Origin of the sequence: Pseudomonas putida (assembly GCF_028682395.1) — a bacterium.
GTDB classification, from domain to species: Bacteria; Pseudomonadota; Gammaproteobacteria; order Pseudomonadales; family Pseudomonadaceae; genus Aquipseudomonas; species Aquipseudomonas putida_AB.
On sequence record NZ_JANHLC010000003.1, the window covers coordinates 615,661 to 633,418 of the forward strand.

The window sequence follows — 17,758 nt, forward strand, 5'->3', positions numbered from 1 at the left end:
CCCTGCGCGGATGCGGATCAGTGGTGACTGGACACTGGCCCACTACAGTGCGCTGAAACACCTGGTTGCGAGCCTTGCGGCGCACTCCGCCGCCGATATCGTCATCGACTTCAGTGAGCTGGGCGCCTTGGATACTGCTGGCGCTTCGCTGTTGGTCGAATTGCTGGGGGCCGAGCGCGTCGGGCGTCTGGCCGATCAGGGCGACCCGCTTTCAGCCGCCGACCGCGCGCTGTTGCAAACGGTCTACTGCTCGATGGCCGACTTCTGCGTACCGGTCAAGGCCAGCGAAGCGTCCGTGGGGATGCAACTCCTGGTCCGTATTGGCCGTGCCGTGGACACGGTCTGGCAGGACAGCAAGCAACTGCTCGGCTTTATCGGCCTGATCCTCGAGACCCTGCTGCGTGGCCTGTTCCAGCCAAAGCGCTGGCGGATCACCCCGGTGGTTGCCCATATCGAACAGACTGGCCTGGACGCGGCCCCGATCATTGCCCTGCTGACCTTTCTGGTGGGCGCCGTGGTGGCATTTTTGGGGGCCACGGTGCTGGCCAGTTTTGGCGCGAGCATCTTTACCGTGGACCTGGTGGCGTTTTCCTTTCTGCGCGAATTCGGCGTCTTGCTGACCGCAATCCTGATGGCCGGTCGCACCGCGAGCGCCTTTACCGCGCAGATCGGTTCAATGAAGGCCAACGAGGAAATCGATGCGATCCGCACACTGGGTCTCGATCCGATGGAGCTGCTGGTGTTGCCACGGGTACTGGCGTTGTTGGTTGCCCTGCCGCTGCTGACCTTTTTGGCCATGATCTGCGGGATTGTCGGTGGCGGTGTGGTGTGTGCACTGTCCCTGGGGATTTCGCCAGCGATGTTCCTGGCCCTGTTACATTCGGATATTGGCGTCCAGCATTTGCTGGTCGGCCTGGTCAAGGCGCCCTTCTTTGCCTTCCTGATTGCGGCCATTGGCTGCCTGGAAGGGTTCAAGGTCAGTGGCAGCGCCGAGTCGGTGGGCGCGCACACCACGTCGAGTGTGGTGCAGTCGATCTTCGTGGTGATCGTGCTCGATGCGGTCGCGGCGCTGTTCTTTATGGAGATGGGCTGGTGAGTCGTTCCCCGCGCATATCAAACGAGCCGGTGATCGAGGTTCGTGGCCTGTGCAACCGCTTCGGCAAGCAAAGCGTGCACGAGAACCTCGACCTGGGCTTGTACAAAGGCGAGATCCTCGCCGTGGTGGGTGGTTCGGGCAGCGGCAAGTCCGTGCTGCTGCGCAGTATTGTCGGCCTGCGCCAGCCCAGCGAAGGCCAGGTGCGGGTCTTTGGCCAGGACCTGAAAAGCCTCAATGAACACCAGCGTTCGCTGGTCGAACGACGCTTTGGCGTGCTGTTCCAGAAGGGCGCCCTGTTCTCCTCGCTGACGGTGACCGAAAACGTCGCCCTGCCGCTGATCGAGCATGCCGGTCTGAGCCGCGCCGACGCCGAGCACCTGGCGTGCGTCAAGCTGGCCCTGGCCGGCCTGCCCTTGTCGGCGGCGGATAAGTACCCAGCGTCGCTGTCCGGCGGCATGATCAAGCGTGCCGCCCTGGCCCGCGCGCTGGCGCTGGACCCGGACATCCTGTTTCTCGACGAACCGACTGCCGGCCTCGACCCCATCGGCGCCGCGGCCTTCGACCAGTTGATCCTGACCCTGCGCGATGCCCTCGGGCTGAGTGTGTTTTTGATTACCCACGACCTGGACACCCTCTACACCATCACCGACCGGGTGGCGGTGCTGGCGCAAAAGCACGTGCTGGTGGCCGATGCCATCGACCGCGTGGCGGCGGCGGACGATCCCTGGGTCCACGAATATTTCCACGGTCCTCGCGGCCGGGCTGCCTATCAGGCAGCGACAGCGCTCAAGGAGGGATGACATGGAAACCCGCGCGCATCATGTGTTGATCGGCCTGTGCACCGTGCTGGTGGTGGTTGGCGCGATGCTGTTCGGCCTGTGGCTGGCCAAGTCCAGTGTCGACAGCGCCTTCAAGGATTATGAAGTGGTGTTCAACGAGGCCGTGACGGGGCTCTCCAAGGGCAGTGCCGTGCAGTACAGCGGGATCAAGGTGGGCGACGTGGTGCAACTGCGCCTCGACCCCGAAGACCCGCGGCGAGTGCTGGCGCGGATTCGCCTGGCCGGTGATACGCCGGTCAAGCAGGATACCCAGGCCAAACTCGCACTGGCGGGGATCACCGGTACTTCGAACATTCAGTTGAGTGGTGGCACCCCCGAGAGCCCGCCGCTTGAAGGCAAGAACGGCAAGCTGCCGGTGATTGTCGCGACGCCGTCGCCCATCGCCCGGTTGTTGACTGACAGCAGCGACCTGATGTCCGGCATCAACGAACTGCTGCACAACGCCAACCAGATGTTTTCCCCCGAGAACGCCGGCCGTATCAGCCAGACGCTGGCAAACCTGGAGCAGACCACTGGGGTTATCGCCAGCGAACGTGACGGTGTACGTGACACCCTGCGCCAGCTGGCCACCCTCAGCAAACAGGCCAGCGCCACCCTGGAACAGACCACGGCACTGATGCGCAACGCCAACGGCCTGCTCAACAACCAGGGCCGGCAGATGTTCAGCAGCGCCGAGCAGGCCATGCAGTCGTTGCAGCAAAGCACCACCACCATCGACCGTTTGCTGCACGACAACCAGGATTCGATCAGCAGCGGCATGCAGGGCTTGAATGAGCTGGCGCCGGCCGTGCGCGAACTGCGCGACACCCTGGGCTCGCTGCGCGGCATTGCCCAGCGCCTGGAAGCCAACCCCAGCGGCTACCTGCTGGGCCGCGACAAGAACAAGGAGTTCACTCCATGAAACTGCGCGCCCTCGCATTGCTCGCCGCCGTGACCCTGATGGGTGGGTGCACCATCCTGCCCGCGCCCGTACCGGCGGATGTCTATTGGTTGCCTGCGCCCCAGAGTACGGTGCCTCCTGCGGGGCCGGCCTTGCCCTGGTCGCTGCGAATCGCCAAGCCGTTGGCGAGCCAGGCACTGAACAGCCCCACTATTGCCGTGATGCCCCAGGGCAACCTGATCAGCAATTACAAGGCTTCGCGTTGGAGCGACCCGGCTCCGGTGCTACTGCGCAACCGCATTCTCGATGCCTTCCAGCGCGACGGCCGGGTGTCATTGCTCAGTACCGATGACAGCAACCTACAGGCGGATTACGAGCTGGGTGGCGAGTTGCAGGCGTTCCAGACCGAGTACCACGGCCAGGACGCCGCGGTGGTGATTCGCCTGGATGCCCGGCTGGTGCGCGGCAGCGATCAGCGGATCATTGCCAGCCGCCGCTTTGAAGCGCGCCAGCCGTTGGCGGACAAACAGGTTCCTGCGGTGGTCACAGGGTTTGGCCAGGCCAGCGATACACTGACCCGCCAGTTGATTCACTGGGTGATCGAACAAGGCGTCAGGCTCCCGGCGAAATAGGCGCCTCAACCTTGAGGGGCGGTCAGCCGAAGAACCAGTAGCACACGCTGATCGCTGCGACGACGCCGGCGAGCTCGGCCAGCAAGGCGCAGCCCACCGCATGGCGAGCGCGCTGGATACCCACGGCGCCGAAGTACACCGCCAGCACATAGAAGGTGGTTTCAGTACTGCCCTGGATGGTTGCAGCCACCAGGGCGGGGAAACTGTCGACGCCCTGGGTCTGCATGGTTTCGATCAACATCGCTCGCGCTGCGCTGCCGGAGAAGGGTTTGACCAGCGCCGTGGGCAACGCATCGACAAACCGTGTGTCCCAGCCCGCCCATTCCACCAGGTGACGAATACCGTCGAGGCCGAAGTCCAGTGCCCCGGAGGCGCGTAATACGCCGACCGCGCAGAGCATCGCCACCAGGTAGGGCAGCAAGGTCTTGGCGACATCGAAGCCTTCCTTGGCACCCTCGACGAATGCTTCGTAGACCTTCACCTTGCGCAAGGCACCCACCAGCAAAAACAGCATGATCAGGCCGAAGAGCGTGAGGTTGCCCAGGATCGACGACAGCCCGGCCAGCGCGGTGGCCGACAACCCGGCCAGTAGCGCCATAAAGCCGCCGAGCAGCAAGGCGCCCGGCACCAGGTAGGCCAGCACCACCGGGTCCCATAGGCGCAGGCGCTGCATCACCGCGACCGAGAGCAGGCCGACCAGGGTCGAAGCGCTGGTGGCGAGCAGGATCGGCAGGAACACCAGCGTCGGGTCGGCAGCGCCCTGCTGGGCCCGGTACATGAAAATGGTGACGGGCAGCAGGGTCAGTGACGAGGCATTGAGTACCAGGAACAGGATCTGCGCGTTGCTCGCCGTGGTCGGGCTGGGATTGAGTTCCTGCAGGGCCCGCATGGCCTTGAGGCCGATGGGCGTGGCCGCGTTGTCCAGGCCCAGGCCGTTGGCGGCGAAGTTGAGCGTGATCAGGCCTATGGCGGGGTGACCGGGCGGCACGTCTGGCATCAGCCGGCTGAACAGCGGGCCCAGGGCCTTGGCGAGCCAGTCGACGATCCCGGCTTTTTCGGCGATGCGCAGAAAGCCGAGCCAGAGCGTCAGGGTGCCAAACAGCAACACCATGACTTCAACGGAGAGCTTGGCCATGGCAAAGATGCTTTCCACCATGGCCGCGAAGACCCCGGCATTGCCGCCGACCAGCCATTGGGCCAGCGCCGACACCGTCGCCACCACAAAGAAGCCGAGCCACAAGCCGTTGAGCATCGAAAGAACTCCTGAAAGATGCGGCGAATGATAACGGCCGGGTGCCAGAAACGACAAACCCCGGAAGGTCCGGGGTTTGTCTCAGGCATGCCTGCTGGTGCTGCCAAAGCCCGGATCAGGCCTTGGTGCGCCAGTGTGGCAGGGAGTTCCAGTAGCGCTCGCCCTTGGCATCGTCGTACATGCCTTCCCAGCGCGAGATTACCAGCACCGCCAGGGCGTTGCCGATCACGTTGAGAGCGGTACGCGCCATATCCATCACGCGGTCCACACCGGCGATAAAGGCCAGGCCTTCGAGCGGGATGCCGACGCTGCCCAGGGTCGCCAGCAGCACCACGAAGGACACGCCCGGCACACCGGCGATGCCTTTGGAGGTGACCATCAGGGTCAGGACCAGCAGCAACTGCTGGCTGATCGACAGGTCGATGCCGTACAACTGGGCAATAAAGATTGCCGCGATGCTCTGGTACAGGGTCGAGCCATCCAGGTTGAACGAGTAACCGGTCGGCACCACGAAGCTGCAGATGGCTTTCGGCGCGCCGTAGGCTTCCATCTTCTCGATTACGCGCGGCAGCACGGTTTCCGAGCTGGCGGTGGAGTAGGCCAGGACCAGTTCGTCCTTGAAGATCCGGATCAGCTTGAGTACCGAGAAGCCGAACAACCGGGCGATCACACCCAGGATCACGAGGGCGAAGAACGCAATGGCGAAGTACACCAGCACCACCAGCTTGGCCAGCGGCAGCAGCGAAGCAAAGCCGAAGTTGGCGACAGTCACGGCGATCAGTGCGAATACACCGATGGGGGCGTAGTTCATGATCATGTGAGTGACCTTGAACATGCTTTCCGAGACGCCCTGGAACACTTTCACCAGTGGGTCGCGCAACTCGGCCTGCAGGCTCGACAGGCCCAGGCCGAACAGGACCGAGAAGAAGATGATCGGCAGCATTTCGCCACGGGCCATCGCGGCAATGATGTTCGAAGGGATCAGGTTGAGGATGGTTTCGATAAACGCATGCTCATGCTGCACTTCGGCGGCGGTGGCCTGGTACTTGGAGATGTCGACCGTGCCCAGGGTGCTCATGTCGATGCCGGCACCCGGGTGGAACACGTTGGCCAGCAGCAGGCCGACCACGATTGCAATGGTGGTGACCACTTCGAAGTAGATGATCGTCTTGAGGCCGATGCGCCCCAGTTTCTTCGCATCACCGACCCCGGCAATGCCGACGACCAGGGAGGAGATCACGATGGGAATCACGATCATTTTGATCAGGCGGATAAAGATATCGCCGGCAGGCTGCAGGACATTGCTGATCCACCAGGCCTTTTCGGCGCTGAAGTGGTTGAGCAGTGCGCCGATGGCGATCCCCAGGACCAGACCGATGAGGATCTGCCAGGCGAGGCTGATGCGGGCCTTCTTCATGTCATTACCCTTGCTGAAGTGGACTCGGGCAGATACGCACCACCACGACGCTGGTCAGCGAAGGAGTCTGCGCACCTGTCTCCATGAAAGGTCGCCACAGGGGAGCCGATTGGCACTGTGGCAGGCGAAAAAGGGCGCAACTATTCCGATGCAGCCCCGCCCCGTCTAATGCCGTAAACGCCTACCCTATGCCGAATCGGCATAGACATTTCATGACGAGACGAGCGTGCCAAAGCCCTGAAAAATAGGGTTTTAATGCCTAAAGCGCCGTGAACTGGCCATTTCAGAGGGTATTCTGCATCGGATGAGTATGGCAAAAGATGACCAATTTGCCCGGTTAGGCAAGGTCTAGGCAGCACGAAGAAAGGACAAATAAAAATGCCGATGGGCGATGTACGGTCATGGATTCAGGGCGGCTGAAACGAAAAACCATTGGCTTAATTGGATCCAATGCGCGGTAATCCGCGGTGTTGAAGAAGCTCGCCGCAGGTCCATCACGCCACGATTCGACTGATGGACCTGCGCCGCCGCTCTTTCCTGACCCGGCCCTTGCGCAGGCACTCCCTGTACCCGTAGGTCACACCGATCCTGTTGCAATCAGTGCATCCCGGCCCCCTGGTCACGCATCAGCCGTTATCGGGCGGTGCGAGCGGGACCGCTCCCTGGGGAAGCCGCCCCGCACAGATCCGTTTCAATACCAGCTCGCGTCCTTCTTCAACTGCTCCCTGAGCAGCGCCTGCATGCCGGTATCCGGCTTGCCGAGGAAGCGATAGGCGGCATGGCGGCTAGGCGACTTGTCCTTGGGCAACCCCGCCGGGACCTCGACCAGCATGGCGTAGGCGTGTTTCTTGTCGAAACTGAATGCGACGATCAGGCGTTGTTGCAGGCAGCCGGCCTGGGTTTCACACAAGGTACCGACCTGATAGGGCTCCCCCTGCTCTTCGACGCCCAGCATCGGCTGTGCTTCGCCGCTCAGGTTGATCACCCATTCGGGCAGGCGCTCTTCCTTTTCGACCACGTTCTGCCAGGCCGTCCGATAGCCGGGGTCGGCGGCGAGTAATTGGTTGACCCGGGCCTGACCGTCGTTGTCAGCCATGGCCAGGGTCGGGCCACCCAGTAACAGGGCGGCCAGTAAACCCCTGAAGACTTGATTGGCCATGCTCAGCCTCGGCCGCGACGGCCAAAAAAGAACGAAAGGACAAACATCACCAGGAACACGACAAAGAGAATCTTGGCGATGCCGGTGGCGGTGCCCGCGATACCACCGAAGCCCAGAACCGCAGCGACAATGGCGATGATCAGGAAGGTAATAGCCCAGCTCAACATGGTGATTCTCCTTAATACCTGGATTGGGTGGTGCGGTTACTGCTTCTTCACACTCGCCACCTTCGACGAGTGCGTCATTGCTAGAACACCCAGCGCTCTTCGCGTGGCCACTCGCTGGTGGTGGTGTCGCGCTGTTCGGTCGACATCAGGCTTATAAACCCGCCTTCGGCCGGCCGACTGCTGGCCGCGCGAAACTGTGTCTGCACGGTGGTGTGGTGGGATGAATGCAGCAATGGTTCAGGAGCCTGCTGCCAACGCTGCCATTGCTGAGCGCCGATCAAGGTGGCGACCAGCGCCAGGGACGCAAACAACCCTTGCTGCACGTGAAGCGTCGAGAGCGGCAATCCGGCAAGACGTTGGCGATTCATCCTGAAATTCCTCCAACACGCATGTGTCATTCGATGGGTGGTTCAGGGGTCGAGGCTGCCCTGAAGGGTTAACCGGTAGTTAACCAGTACATTGCAGCGTGCATGCCAGTCCGTTGGTTTGTAAAAAATGCTTATATATCAATATGTTGCAGAATTATAAAAATGATATTGGCAAGCAACCTGCACGATGAGGCCCCGGCGATCGTGCGTAATGCACGATGCCGCTGGCGACGATCAGGGGATGGAATGGGCGGTACAGGCGCTGTCGGGGTGGGAAATCGAAGGATCCCGGCCATCATCAAAAATTAATAAAATCAGTTTGTTAGCAATAGCCGCGGTGGATGGCTACTCTGCAAGACGATTTTGATGTAAGAAATAATCATGCAACTTGCCCGATTTTTCCGGGACTAAACTAGGTCATTCATTCTAGGAGCGAAGGAAATGGAAGCAGACCCGGAATACCAAGGCCGGATTCTTCTGGTGGACGATGAGTCCGCCATCCTGCGCACCTTCCGCTATTGCCTGGAAGATGAAGGCTATAGCGTCGCCACCGCCAACAGTTCGGCCCAGGCCGAAGCACTGTTGCAACGCCAGGTCTTCGACCTGTGCTTTCTCGACCTGCGCCTGGGCGAAGACAACGGCCTCGACGTGTTGGCCCAGATGCGCATCCAGGCGCCCTGGATGCGTGTGGTGATCGTGACGGCCCATTCGGCGGTGGACACTGCAGTCGATGCGATCCAGGCCGGCGCCGCCGATTACCTGGTCAAACCCTGCAGCCCCGACCAATTGCGCCTGGCCACGGCCAAGCAGCTGGAAGTGCGCCAACTGTCGGCGCGCCTGGAGGCCCTTGAAGGCGAGGTGCGCAAGCCCAAGGACGGTCTGGACTCCCACAGCCCGGCCATGATGGTGGTGCTCGAAACCGCCCGCCAGGTGGCGGGCACCGATGCCAATATTCTGATCCTCGGCGAATCCGGCACCGGCAAGGGCGAACTGGCCCGGGCCATTCACGGCTGGAGCAAGCGGGCGAAGAAGTCTTGCGTCACCATCAACTGTCCATCGCTGACCGCCGAATTGATGGAGAGCGAGCTGTTCGGTCATAGCCGCGGGGCCTTTACCGGTGCCAGCGAAAGCACCCTGGGACGGGTTAACCAGGCCGATGGCGGCACGCTGTTTCTCGATGAGATCGGTGACTTTCCATTGACCCTGCAACCCAAGCTGCTGCGCTTTATTCAGGACAAGGAATTTGAGCGTGTCGGCGACCCGGTGACGCGTCGGGCCGATGTACGGATCTTGGCCGCGACCAACCTGAACCTGGAAGACATGGTGCGCGAGGGGCGCTTTCGTGAAGACCTGCTCTATCGCCTGAATGTGATCACCCTGCACCTGCCGCCCTTGCGCGAGCGCAGCGAAGACATCCTGACGTTGGCCGATCGCTTCCTGGCGCGCTTCGTCAAGGAGTATGCCCGCCCTGCCCGCGCCTTCAGCGACGAGGCCCGCCAGGCCCTGCTCAATTACCGCTGGCCGGGCAATATCCGCGAGCTGCGCAACGTGGTGGAACGCGCCAGCATCATCTGCGCCCAGGAACGTGTGGAAATCAGCCACCTGGGGATGGCCGAGCAACCCACCCAGAACACCCCGCGCATCGGCGCAGCCCTGAGCCTGGATGAGCTGGAGAAGGCGCATATCGGGGCGGTCCTGGCCACCAGCGATACCCTCGACCAGGCCGCTAGGACGTTGGGCATCGATGCCTCGACGCTGTACCGCAAGCGCAAGCAGTACAATTTGTGAGCACCTGCTGATGAAACTCGCGATGAAGCTGCGCACCCGGCTCTTTCTGAGCATTTCCGCATTGATGACCGTGGCCTTGCTCGGCCTGCTGCTCGGGCTGGTCAGTGTGATGCAGATGGCCAAATCCCAGGAAGCGTTGATTCGCGACAACTTCATCAGCCTCGACCTGGGGCTCAAATTGCGCCAGAGCCTGGGTGACCAGTTTCTTGTCATGCTGGGCGAGCATCCCGATTCGGCCGCGCTGCAGGCTGCTCGCCAGAACTATATGGCGTTGCTTGAGCAGGGCATTGAGCACGAAGAGAAAAATGGCCTGCGCAGCGGGTTTGCCGAGGCGCGGATCAACTACGAGAAATTCCTCGAGGTTTTCGAGCATTCGCGTAATGAACAGGGCGCTCTGGAAGGCAACCAGGCCCTGAGCGAAAGCTTCAATGCCCTGCGCAACGGGCTGATCGCCGAGCACAAGCAGGCCCTGGACAATGTCAGCGCCATGGAAGGCGCGGCGCGCGACCGGGCCTTGCTGGTGGCCTCCCTCCTCGGGCTGGTCGGCCTGGCGGTGCTGGTGATCGGTTTTGTGACCGCTCACGGTATCGCCCAGCGCTTCGGCGCGCCCATCGAGGCCCTGGCCAAGGCCGCCGACCACATCGGCCAAGGCAATTTCGATGTGACGCTGCCGATTGCCTCGGCCGTTGAAATGAACCAACTGACCCGCCGCTTCGGGATCATGGCTGAAGCCCTGCGTGAACATCAGGCGACCAATGTCGATGAACTGCTGGCCGGTCAGCAGCGTTTGCAGGCCGTGCTCGACAGCATCGACGACGGGTTGCTGATCATTGATCGCCAGGGGCGTCTGGAGCACCTCAACCCGGTCGCCCAGCGCCAGCTTGGCTGGGATGAGCCGCGCCTGGGCCGCGGGTTGGGCGAAGCCTTGCAGCGGCCCGAGCTGGACGAGCAACTGCACCTGATCCTGCGCGGCGGCACCCTGGAGCGGGCGCCGGAAGACCTGAGTGTCGAGGTGGGTGGCGAATCACGTTTGCTGACCTACAGCCTGACGCCTGTCTGCCATCTGCAGGGCGATATCCTTGGCGCCGTGATGGTGCTGCATGACGTGACCGAACAGCGCGCCTTCGAACGTGTGCGCAGCGAGTTCGTGTTGCGCGCCTCCCACGAGTTACGGACGCCGGTCACGGGGATGCACATGGCCTTTGGGCTGTTCCGCGAGCGGGTGCATTACCCCGAAGACTCGCGCGAGGCCGACCTGCTCGATACGGTCAATGAAGAGATGCAGCGCTTGATGCAGTTGATCAACGATCTGCTGAATTTCTCCCGTTATCAGAATGGCTTGCAGAAGCTCACCCTGGCGCCTTGTGCCGTGGATGAGTTGCTTGAACAGGCACGCGAGCGCTTTGCCCTGCGTGCCGGCGAGCGCGCGATTACCCTGAGCGTGGAAGTGCAGGAGCCCCTACCCCGTCTGCACGCTGACCGTGCCCAGCTGGAGCGGGTACTCGATAACCTGCTCGATAACGCTCTGCGCCACACGCCCGCGGGAGGGCAGATCCAATTGCAGGGACGCCGCCACGGCGAGCGGGTGATTCTCAGTGTGGAAGACACTGGTGAAGGCATCGCCTACGGCCAGCAGGGCCGGATCTTCGAACCCTTCGTCCAGGTTGGCCGCAAGAAAGGTGGCGCCGGCCTAGGCCTGGCGCTTTGCAAGGAGATCGTGCAATTGCACGGTGGGCGGATGGGGGTCTATTCGCGGCCGGGGCAAGGCACGCAGTTTTATATGACCTTGCCGCTCTAGGGGCGGGTCAGGCTTCGTCATCCAGCCGGCGCGTGGCCATGCGCCGGCCACGGGTCACCAGTTCGATAAATTGCACTGCGCTCAGCGCCTGGGCAAACAGCCAGCCCTGGCCGTAGCTCACCCCTTCGCTATTGAGCAGCACAGCCTGGGCCTCGTACTCGATCCCTTCGGCAATCACCCGCAGGTGCAGGGCGTGGGCCATGCGGATGATATGGGGGGCAACGCCGCTGCTGGCGGCGTCATGGCCCAAGGCGTCGATAAAGGCCTTGTCGATTTTCAGGCAGTCCACCGGCAGGGTTTGCAGGTACGCCAGGCTGCAATAGCCGGTGCCGAAGTCATCGATCAACACCTGATGGCCAACGTCGCGCAGGGCCTGGAGGTTTTCCCGGGCGATCACGACGTCGATCAGCCCGCGCTCGGTGACTTCAAAGGCGATCTGCCGGGCTGCCACGTGGTGCTGGGCGAGCAGGCGAGCCATGACCCGACCGATCCGCGGCACCATGACATCACAGGCCGCCAGGTTGACCGAGATATACAGTTGGGGATTGGCCCGCAGCAGTTGCCCAAGTTGTTCGAGCAGGCGTTGCAGGACGAAGTCGGTGATCTGGCGAATCTGCCCGGTGTTTTCCGCGAGGGGAATAAACAGGTCGGGACTGGTCAGCGTGCCGTCCGGCCGGCGCCAGCGCACCAGGGCTTCGGCCCCTACGCAACGGCGGCTCTGTAGGTCGAAGATGGGTTGATACAACACCTGCAACTCGCCCCGTCGCAGTGCCCCCTGCAACTCGCCGCCCAGGGACTGGCGCTGGCGGGCGAGCTGCAGCACCAGAAAGCCGATGCACAGGGACAGTAGCAGGCTGGCCGGGATCAGCAGTTTGCCGAAGGCGCCCCACTGCTCCTGCATGCCGCTGCGCGGCATCATCAACACCAACTGGTACTCGGGGCTGCTAGTGGGCATCCGGTAGATCAGCTTGTCGGTGGTAATCAGCAAGGCTTCCTTGCCGGGCGGCGGCCAGCCGGTCGAGGGCGGCCATTGCGGTGCAGCCCCCAGCACGGGGATCGCTCGTGAGCCCTGGTCGACCACCACCAGCAGGCTGCCGCCCTCGGGCAGGTCGACCATGTCGGTCAGATGGCCACGGGATGTCGAGACGCGAAAATGGCCGCGGCCGAGCATCAGCGCGGCCAGGTTGTCGTCGGGTTGGGCTGACGTGTTCAGCCAGTAGCTGTAGGTGCGCCCCTGGATATCTGCAGGCCGGGTCGTATCCTGGGGCCCCAGGTTGGGCCAACTGGAGCAGCTTTCCTCGGCCGAGGTGTAGTAGGCGCCATAGATAAAGCGGTAGCGGTAGCCGACCTCCTGCAAGGTCGCGATCATCGGCTCGCTGCAGCCGCGCAATGGCTGGGTCTGGAGTTGGTCGAGGCCCTGGCGCAACTGGCCGAAGATCTGCTCCAGGCGCTCCAGGAAGCGTTCGCCCTGGGCATTCATCTGGTCGCTTTCGCGTTGTTGCTCCTGGTGCATGAGCACGCCCAGGCTGCCCAAAAGCAGCAGGCTCGCGCATGCCAGGCCCGCCAGCACTGCCAGCGGCCAGGGACGGTACAACCAGTGGCGCAGAGAATCGCGGGCCGCTTGCATCATTGAACATCCAAAGGATTACCAATGAGTTATAGCAAGCGTCAAAGGAAACGCGCAGACCGTCGGGCGGCGACGTTATTTTGACTGGTTCAGCACCTGCAGAATCGCCGCGCTTTGGGCATCCGGCAGGCCATCGAAACGCTCGGGGCGAAAGTGCATCTGGAAGGCCGCGAGTACATGTCGGGTCGCGACATCCAGCTCGCCGGTCTGTGGCGTGGCGTAGCCCAGGCGAGCCAGTTGCTGCTGGAACCAGGTGACGCTCGGCAGCTGTTCGGCGAAAACCGCTTGCTGGCGGGCCACGGCCTGCTCGTCCGGCCACAGGGTCAGGCCCTCCTCGGCCAGGCGTTTCCAGGGGAACAATGGCCCGGGGTCGAGCTTGCGCAGGGGGGCGATATCGCTGTGGCCAATCACATGGCGCGGCTCGATGCCGTTGCGCTTGACGATGTCCTTGAGCAGGACGATCAGGGCCTGCACCTGGCCTTCGGTGTAGGGGTACCAGACGCGGCCTTCGGGGGTGTCGCGATAGCCCGGGTTGACGATCTCGATGCCGATGGAGCTGGAGTTCAGCCAGGTACGGCCTTGCCATTCACTTTCGCCGGCATGCCAGGCCCGCCGGCTTTCATCCACCAGGCGATAGATCGTGGGTGGCGTATCGCCAATGAGGTAATGACTACTGACTTCGCCATGGGTCAGCAGCGCCAGCGAGCGCTCCAGGTTGGTCGAGGTGTAGTGCAGGATGACGAACTGGATGCGGCTGTCGTGATTGGTTGACGGGTGGCGGGTGTCCAGGGGCGGGCCGCTGGCACAACCCGCCAGGACCAGCAGGGCAAAAAATACGGAAAACAGTTTCATGGGCGTGGCAAAAGGCTCGAGGCAGTCATGCAATAGCTTAACGGAATGCCCGGCAGGTGACGTCGAAATGCTCTGATCGACCTGCGCAGGCAAGCCGACCTAGCCGACCTCGATACGGTTGCGCCCGGCATCTTTGGCCCGATAGAGCGCCTGATCGGCTCTTTTGAGCACCTGTTCGCTGCGCTCTCCACTTTTGAAGGCCGAAATACCTACTGACACTGTGACGGTCACAGGCTCGCCCTTGAAGTGGAATGGGCAGGCTTCGATGGCTGCCCGCAGCTTTTCCACCAGCTTGAGGCCCATGGGCAGTGCGGTATTGGGAATCAGCAGAACAAATTCTTCGCCGCCAAAGCGGGCGATAAAGTCCGTCGGGCGCAGGCGTTTGCGCAGTTCGCCGGCAATGATCTTCAGTACCTTGTCGCCTGCCAGGTGGCCGTAGCTGTCATTGATGCGCTTGAAATGATCGAGATCGAGCATGGCGATCAGCAGGCTATTACCGTGCTGTTGCCAGTGGGCGATTTCCGTTTCGAGGCGCTCGCTCCAGGCCGCACGGTTGGGCAGCCCGGTCAGGGGGTCGATCAGCGCTTTCTGGCGTTGCTCTTCGAGATGCTCGCGATAGCCCTGGGCTTCCTGCTCCATGCTGGCCACCCGCTCGGCCAGGCCTTGCAGGCGCGCCGCGACCTCTTGCTCACGCTGATCACGCTGTTGCTGGTGTTGGTCCATGGTCCCCAGCAGGCCTTCAAGACGGCTTTCAAGGATGTGCTTGAGGCTGTCCAGATCGGCGGCGTCCTGAACGCTACTCTGCAAGCCGTCGACATGTTCGCGCAGTTGGCTGTGCAGCTCGTTGGCCGCGCTGCGGCCTTCGGCATGGCCGGCGCTGGCCGCCTGCAGATGGCTCTGGAACGACTCCAGCCGCTCGTTGAGCTGCTGCAGGTAGACCTCGAACTCATGTTGGCCACTGTCAGTGATGGCCAGCATCAACACCGCCAGGTCATCGAGGATCGGCAGCAATTCGTACCAGTTCAGCCCGTGTTCAAGGCGCTGGCGCATGGCCTCGGCTTGCGGGCGATGGCGTTCGGGCAGGTCCAGGTCGTTGAGCAGCCCGAGCAAGGTCGCTTCGATATGGCTGGCCACCGAGCTATAGGACGGCTCCGGTGATGTGGGCAAGGCGTACAGCAGGTGCTCGTCCGGGCACTCGGGGTCCGCGGCGGCCAGCGCCTCGGCCATGGTCTGCGGCAGAGGCAGGGTGTCGAGAAACACCGCTGGGCTATGCGGCGGATCGGTGATCAGGGTGTCGGGCGAGTCGGCCGGCGGTGCCGCGGGCGGTGGATCAAGCTCCGACGAAGTCGGGCTGGCTTGCAGTTCGTCGTGAGAAGCCGCCTCGACCGGTGTGGGAGCCGGAACAATGACCGGCGGCACGTAGGCGGTGACTTCGGCCGGGCTCGGCTCTTGGGACTCGGTGGACGGCTCGGCGGGCGCCGTTACCGCCGCAACAGGGGGCAGTTCGACAGGAACGGGTTGTTCGGTAGGTGCAGGCGCTGACGCGACTTCGCTCGCTGCTGGGTGAGCGGGCGACGGCGTATGCTCGACGGTTGAAGCTGGGGGGAGCTCATCGGCATGCTGCGCGACGGGATCACTGGCGGCCTGGGGCTGTTCGCCCGGAGCCTCATCGTCCCGTCCGCCAAACAGACGCTGCAGCAGGCCCGGGCGCGCGGGTTCAGCCGGCGCTTGCAGGGTGGACAAGGCCTGGCCCTGCAGCCCGCTGAGTTCACCGAGCAACAACGGGATTTCCCGCGCCTGGCTGACGCGATCATCGAGCTGCTTGGCAAACTTCTTCAGTGGCCGGCGAACCTCGCTCGGCAGAGGCAACGACTGCAATTGCGAGACCAGCGCATTGAGCGCGGTGCTGACTTGCTCGACGCGGGTCTCACGGCGTTGTTCTGAATCGAGTACGGCTTTCTCCAGGCGTGGCAGCAAGGCCGCGAGGGGGCCGTCCATCTCGTCGCTGCGCACGACCTCGCGCATTTCCTTCATGCACTGGTCTACGGCGCGGTCTGTACCTTCGGCAGCCAGGGTGCTGCGGACCAGGCCCCGGCGTAGCAGGTCGAGACGGGCATCCCAGCGCCGCTGAAGCTTTTCCTGCTGCTCGATGCTCTTGAGGTATTTCTCTCTCCAGCGCTGAACATCTTCATTGCTCATGCCGGGAATCCGCCGGAGGACGTGACAATCGCAGGCAAGGCGTCTTTGCCGACGGAGTCCGGCAGGCGGATTTCAACGGCAACGGGCAGATGATCGGAAATAGGCTGGGCCAGCACTTCGACGCGCTCCAGGGTCAGGCTCGGACTGAGCAGAATATGATCGAGGCAGCGCTGCGGGCGCCAGCTGGGAAAGGTAGCCTCCACCTGCGGCGCAAGCAGGCCGAGGTCGCGCAGGGGGGAATGCTGTAGCAGGTCGCTGGCATGGGTATTCATGTCGCCCATCAGCACCTGGTGGCGGTAGCCGCCAATCAACTCACGGATATAGGCCAACTGCCGGGTTCTGGTACGTGCGCCCAGTGCCAGGTGCATCATCACCACGACCAGTGCGTCGGCCCCTTCGCCGAAACGGACCAGGATAGCGCCACGGCCGGCCGGACCTGGCAGGGGGTGATCCTCGATCGCCCAGGGGCGCAAGCGGCTGAGCACGCCATTACTGTGCTGGCCAAGGCGCCCGAGATTGCGATTGAGTTGTTGATACCAGTAAGGGAAGGCCCCGAGGTGGGCCAGGTGTTCGACCTGGTTGATATAGCCCGAGCGCAGGCTGCCGCCATCGGCTTCCTGCAAGGCGACCAGGTCGAAATCACCGAGCAGGTTGCCAATCTTCTGCAGATTGTCTGCCCGTCCGGTGTGCGGCAGCAGATGCTGCCAGCCGCGGGTCAGGTAATGACGATAGCGCTGGGTACTGATGCCAACCTGGATATTGAAACTGAGCAGCCGTAAACGACTATCGGCCGGCAAGCCGGCCAGTTCCAGGTGATCTTCGTTGACCTGCGGATCAGGCCGGCCAACGACTCGCTCAGCGCTCCAGCGCCCCATGGCAAGCGCCGCTTACTTCGCGGCGCGCTCCTTGGCGATCAACTGGTCAGCGACCTGCAAGGCGCCTTCAGGACCACCCGCGGTGCCCAGGTCAAAGCGGTACTTGCCATTGACGATCATGGTCGGTACGCCGGAGATCTGATAGGCCTGGGCCTTCTTCTTGGCGTCCTCGACCTTGCCTTTGACGGCGAAGGAGTTGTAGGTGCTGAGGAACTTGTCTTTATCCACGCCTTCGTTGGCCAGGAATGCGGCCATTTCTTCTGGCGTCGCCAGCTTGGCGCCACCGTGGATCGCTTCAAATACGGCCTTGTGGACCTTGTGTTCGACACCCATGGCTTCCAGGGTGATGAACAGTTGGCCGTGGACGTTCCAGATACCACCGAACATGGCCGGGATGCGGACGAAGTTTACGTCGGCAGGCAACTTCTCGGCCCATGGATTGATGGTGGGCTCAAAGGCGTAGCAATGTGGGCAGCCATACCAGAAGAGCTCGACCACTTCGATCTTGCCCGGCACTGCAACGGGGACAGCGCTGCTCAGCTCGACGTACTGTTTTCCGGCAACCGGTTCATCTGCAGCTTGGGCAGTCATGCCAAACAGGCTGGCGGTGACGAGAGCGGCGCTAAGGATCAGATTACGCATGCTTTACTCCTGGATTGTTAGAGTCGCCTCGTTGCGACCTGCCGGGTGAGGCAGAACGGCTCGGGCTTGGGTGAGTTAGTGTAACGGTAGCAGCCACAAAAAAGGGCGACCGAAGTCACCCTTTTTATGCTTGCATCCATGTATTAAACGATCGTTAACAGCACCGG

The 17,758-nt window shown here is 62.5% G+C and carries 16 protein-coding genes; 6 read left to right on the forward strand and 10 right to left on the reverse strand.

Translation table 11 applies throughout. The features are described from left to right. Window positions 1–10: 10 nt before the first annotated feature. The 4 genes from NPS46_RS11170 to NPS46_RS11185 are packed head-to-tail and all read left to right on the forward strand — an operon-like array spanning window position 11 to window position 3,447. Window positions 11–1,096 carry an ABC transporter permease gene (locus tag NPS46_RS11170; RefSeq protein WP_274107038.1) on the forward strand — a complete coding sequence of 362 codons (1,086 nt, stop codon included), beginning with the start codon at window positions 11–13 and terminating at the stop codon, window positions 1,094–1,096. Then, entirely contained in the window at window positions 1,093–1,896 is an 804-nt protein-coding gene (locus NPS46_RS11175; RefSeq protein WP_274107040.1) for an ABC transporter ATP-binding protein, read from the forward strand. Before NPS46_RS11170 ends, NPS46_RS11175 begins: the two co-directional genes overlap by 4 nt. Window position 1,897: 1 nt before the next feature. Further along, complete coding sequence (locus NPS46_RS11180; RefSeq protein WP_274107042.1) at window positions 1,898–2,836, forward strand: MlaD family protein; 939 nt, start codon at window positions 1,898–1,900, stop codon at window positions 2,834–2,836. Continuing rightward, window positions 2,833–3,447, forward strand: coding sequence for an ABC-type transport auxiliary lipoprotein family protein (locus tag NPS46_RS11185; protein ID WP_274107044.1), 615 nt, complete (start codon window positions 2,833–2,835; stop codon window positions 3,445–3,447). Before NPS46_RS11180 ends, NPS46_RS11185 begins: the two co-directional genes overlap by 4 nt. Window positions 3,448–3,469: 22 nt before the next feature. Here the strand turns inward: NPS46_RS11185 and NPS46_RS11190 are convergent, their stop codons facing one another. The 5 genes from NPS46_RS11190 to NPS46_RS11210 form a co-directional block, all read right to left on the reverse strand. Further along, the gene (locus NPS46_RS11190) at window positions 3,470–4,699 is read right to left on the reverse strand and encodes a nucleoside recognition domain-containing protein (protein WP_274107046.1); all 1,230 of its coding nucleotides are present in this window, start codon (window positions 4,697–4,699) and stop codon (window positions 3,470–3,472) included. 115 nt (window positions 4,700–4,814) lie between these two features. Next, window positions 4,815–6,116 carry a glutamate/aspartate:proton symporter GltP gene (gene gltP / locus NPS46_RS11195; RefSeq protein WP_274107048.1) on the reverse strand — a complete coding sequence of 434 codons (1,302 nt, stop codon included), beginning with the start codon at window positions 6,114–6,116 and terminating at the stop codon, window positions 4,815–4,817. A 691-nt stretch (window positions 6,117–6,807) separates the two neighbouring features. Beyond that, window positions 6,808–7,275: an inhibitor of vertebrate lysozyme family protein gene (locus tag NPS46_RS11200; RefSeq protein WP_274107050.1), complete on the reverse strand. Its 468-nt coding sequence runs from the start codon at window positions 7,273–7,275 to the stop codon at window positions 6,808–6,810. A 2-nt stretch (window positions 7,276–7,277) separates the two neighbouring features. After that, window positions 7,278–7,442, reverse strand: a complete 165-nt coding sequence (locus tag NPS46_RS11205) for a DUF1328 domain-containing protein (protein ID WP_274107052.1) — start codon at window positions 7,440–7,442, stop codon at window positions 7,278–7,280. An 80-nt stretch (window positions 7,443–7,522) separates the two neighbouring features. Then, on the reverse strand, window positions 7,523–7,810 hold the full coding sequence (locus NPS46_RS11210; RefSeq protein WP_274107054.1) for a hypothetical protein: 288 nt from the start codon (window positions 7,808–7,810) through the stop codon (window positions 7,523–7,525). Between the two features lie 441 nt (window positions 7,811–8,251). Here NPS46_RS11210 and algB point away from each other — a divergent pair, with 441 nt between their 5' ends. Beyond that, window positions 8,252–9,598, forward strand: coding sequence for a sigma-54-dependent response regulator transcription factor AlgB (gene algB / locus NPS46_RS11215; protein WP_274107056.1), 1,347 nt, complete (start codon window positions 8,252–8,254; stop codon window positions 9,596–9,598). A gap of 10 nt (window positions 9,599–9,608) precedes the next feature. Next, window positions 9,609–11,396 carry a KinB sensor domain-containing domain gene (locus tag NPS46_RS11220; protein WP_274107058.1) on the forward strand — a complete coding sequence of 596 codons (1,788 nt, stop codon included), beginning with the start codon at window positions 9,609–9,611 and terminating at the stop codon, window positions 11,394–11,396. A gap of 7 nt (window positions 11,397–11,403) precedes the next feature. Here NPS46_RS11220 and NPS46_RS11225 read toward each other — a convergent pair whose 3' ends face one another. The 5 genes from NPS46_RS11225 to NPS46_RS11245 all read right to left on the reverse strand — a co-directional run bounded on the left by NPS46_RS11225 (window position 11,404) and on the right by NPS46_RS11245 (window position 17,591). Continuing rightward, the gene (locus NPS46_RS11225; protein WP_274107060.1) at window positions 11,404–13,023 is read right to left on the reverse strand and encodes an EAL domain-containing protein; all 1,620 of its coding nucleotides are present in this window, start codon (window positions 13,021–13,023) and stop codon (window positions 11,404–11,406) included. Window positions 13,024–13,098: 75 nt separating this feature from the next. Continuing rightward, entirely contained in the window at window positions 13,099–13,875 is a 777-nt protein-coding gene (locus tag NPS46_RS11230; protein ID WP_274107062.1) for an N-acetylmuramoyl-L-alanine amidase, read from the reverse strand. Window positions 13,876–13,974: 99 nt separating this feature from the next. Further along, entirely contained in the window at window positions 13,975–16,074 is a 2,100-nt protein-coding gene (locus NPS46_RS11235) for a GGDEF domain-containing protein (protein ID WP_274107064.1), read from the reverse strand. Then, window positions 16,071–16,949: an endonuclease/exonuclease/phosphatase family protein gene (locus tag NPS46_RS11240; RefSeq protein ID WP_274107066.1), complete on the reverse strand. Its 879-nt coding sequence runs from the start codon at window positions 16,947–16,949 to the stop codon at window positions 16,071–16,073. The genes NPS46_RS11235 and NPS46_RS11240 overlap by 4 nt, the downstream gene beginning before the upstream one ends. A gap of 12 nt (window positions 16,950–16,961) precedes the next feature. Further along, window positions 16,962–17,591: a thiol:disulfide interchange protein DsbA/DsbL gene (locus NPS46_RS11245; protein ID WP_274107069.1), complete on the reverse strand. Its 630-nt coding sequence runs from the start codon at window positions 17,589–17,591 to the stop codon at window positions 16,962–16,964. Window positions 17,592–17,758 lie beyond the last annotated feature (167 nt).

Coding starts and splice junctions, on each gene's coding strand:
- NPS46_RS11225 (WP_274107060.1), bottom strand. CDS start 13,023: ATGCAAGCGGCCCGCGATTCTCTGCGCCACTGGTTGTACCGTCCCTGG.
- NPS46_RS11200 (WP_274107050.1), bottom strand. CDS start 7,275: ATGGCCAATCAAGTCTTCAGGGGTTTACTGGCCGCCCTGTTACTGGGT.
- NPS46_RS11180 (WP_274107042.1), top strand. CDS start 1,898: ATGGAAACCCGCGCGCATCATGTGTTGATCGGCCTGTGCACCGTGCTG.
- NPS46_RS11235 (WP_274107064.1), bottom strand. CDS start 16,074: ATGAGCAATGAAGATGTTCAGCGCTGGAGAGAGAAATACCTCAAGAGC.
- NPS46_RS11240 (WP_274107066.1), bottom strand. CDS start 16,949: ATGGGGCGCTGGAGCGCTGAGCGAGTCGTTGGCCGGCCTGATCCGCAG.
- NPS46_RS11205 (WP_274107052.1), bottom strand. CDS start 7,442: ATGTTGAGCTGGGCTATTACCTTCCTGATCATCGCCATTGTCGCTGCG.
- NPS46_RS11245 (WP_274107069.1), bottom strand. CDS start 17,591: ATGCGTAATCTGATCCTTAGCGCCGCTCTCGTCACCGCCAGCCTGTTT.
- NPS46_RS11170 (WP_274107038.1), top strand. CDS start 11: ATGCGGATCAGTGGTGACTGGACACTGGCCCACTACAGTGCGCTGAAA.
- NPS46_RS11185 (WP_274107044.1), top strand. CDS start 2,833: ATGAAACTGCGCGCCCTCGCATTGCTCGCCGCCGTGACCCTGATGGGT.
- algB (WP_274107056.1), top strand. CDS start 8,252: ATGGAAGCAGACCCGGAATACCAAGGCCGGATTCTTCTGGTGGACGAT.
- NPS46_RS11220 (WP_274107058.1), top strand. CDS start 9,609: ATGAAACTCGCGATGAAGCTGCGCACCCGGCTCTTTCTGAGCATTTCC.
- gltP (WP_274107048.1), bottom strand. CDS start 6,116: ATGAAGAAGGCCCGCATCAGCCTCGCCTGGCAGATCCTCATCGGTCTG.
- NPS46_RS11210 (WP_274107054.1), bottom strand. CDS start 7,810: ATGAATCGCCAACGTCTTGCCGGATTGCCGCTCTCGACGCTTCACGTG.
- NPS46_RS11230 (WP_274107062.1), bottom strand. CDS start 13,875: ATGAAACTGTTTTCCGTATTTTTTGCCCTGCTGGTCCTGGCGGGTTGT.
- NPS46_RS11190 (WP_274107046.1), bottom strand. CDS start 4,699: ATGCTCAACGGCTTGTGGCTCGGCTTCTTTGTGGTGGCGACGGTGTCG.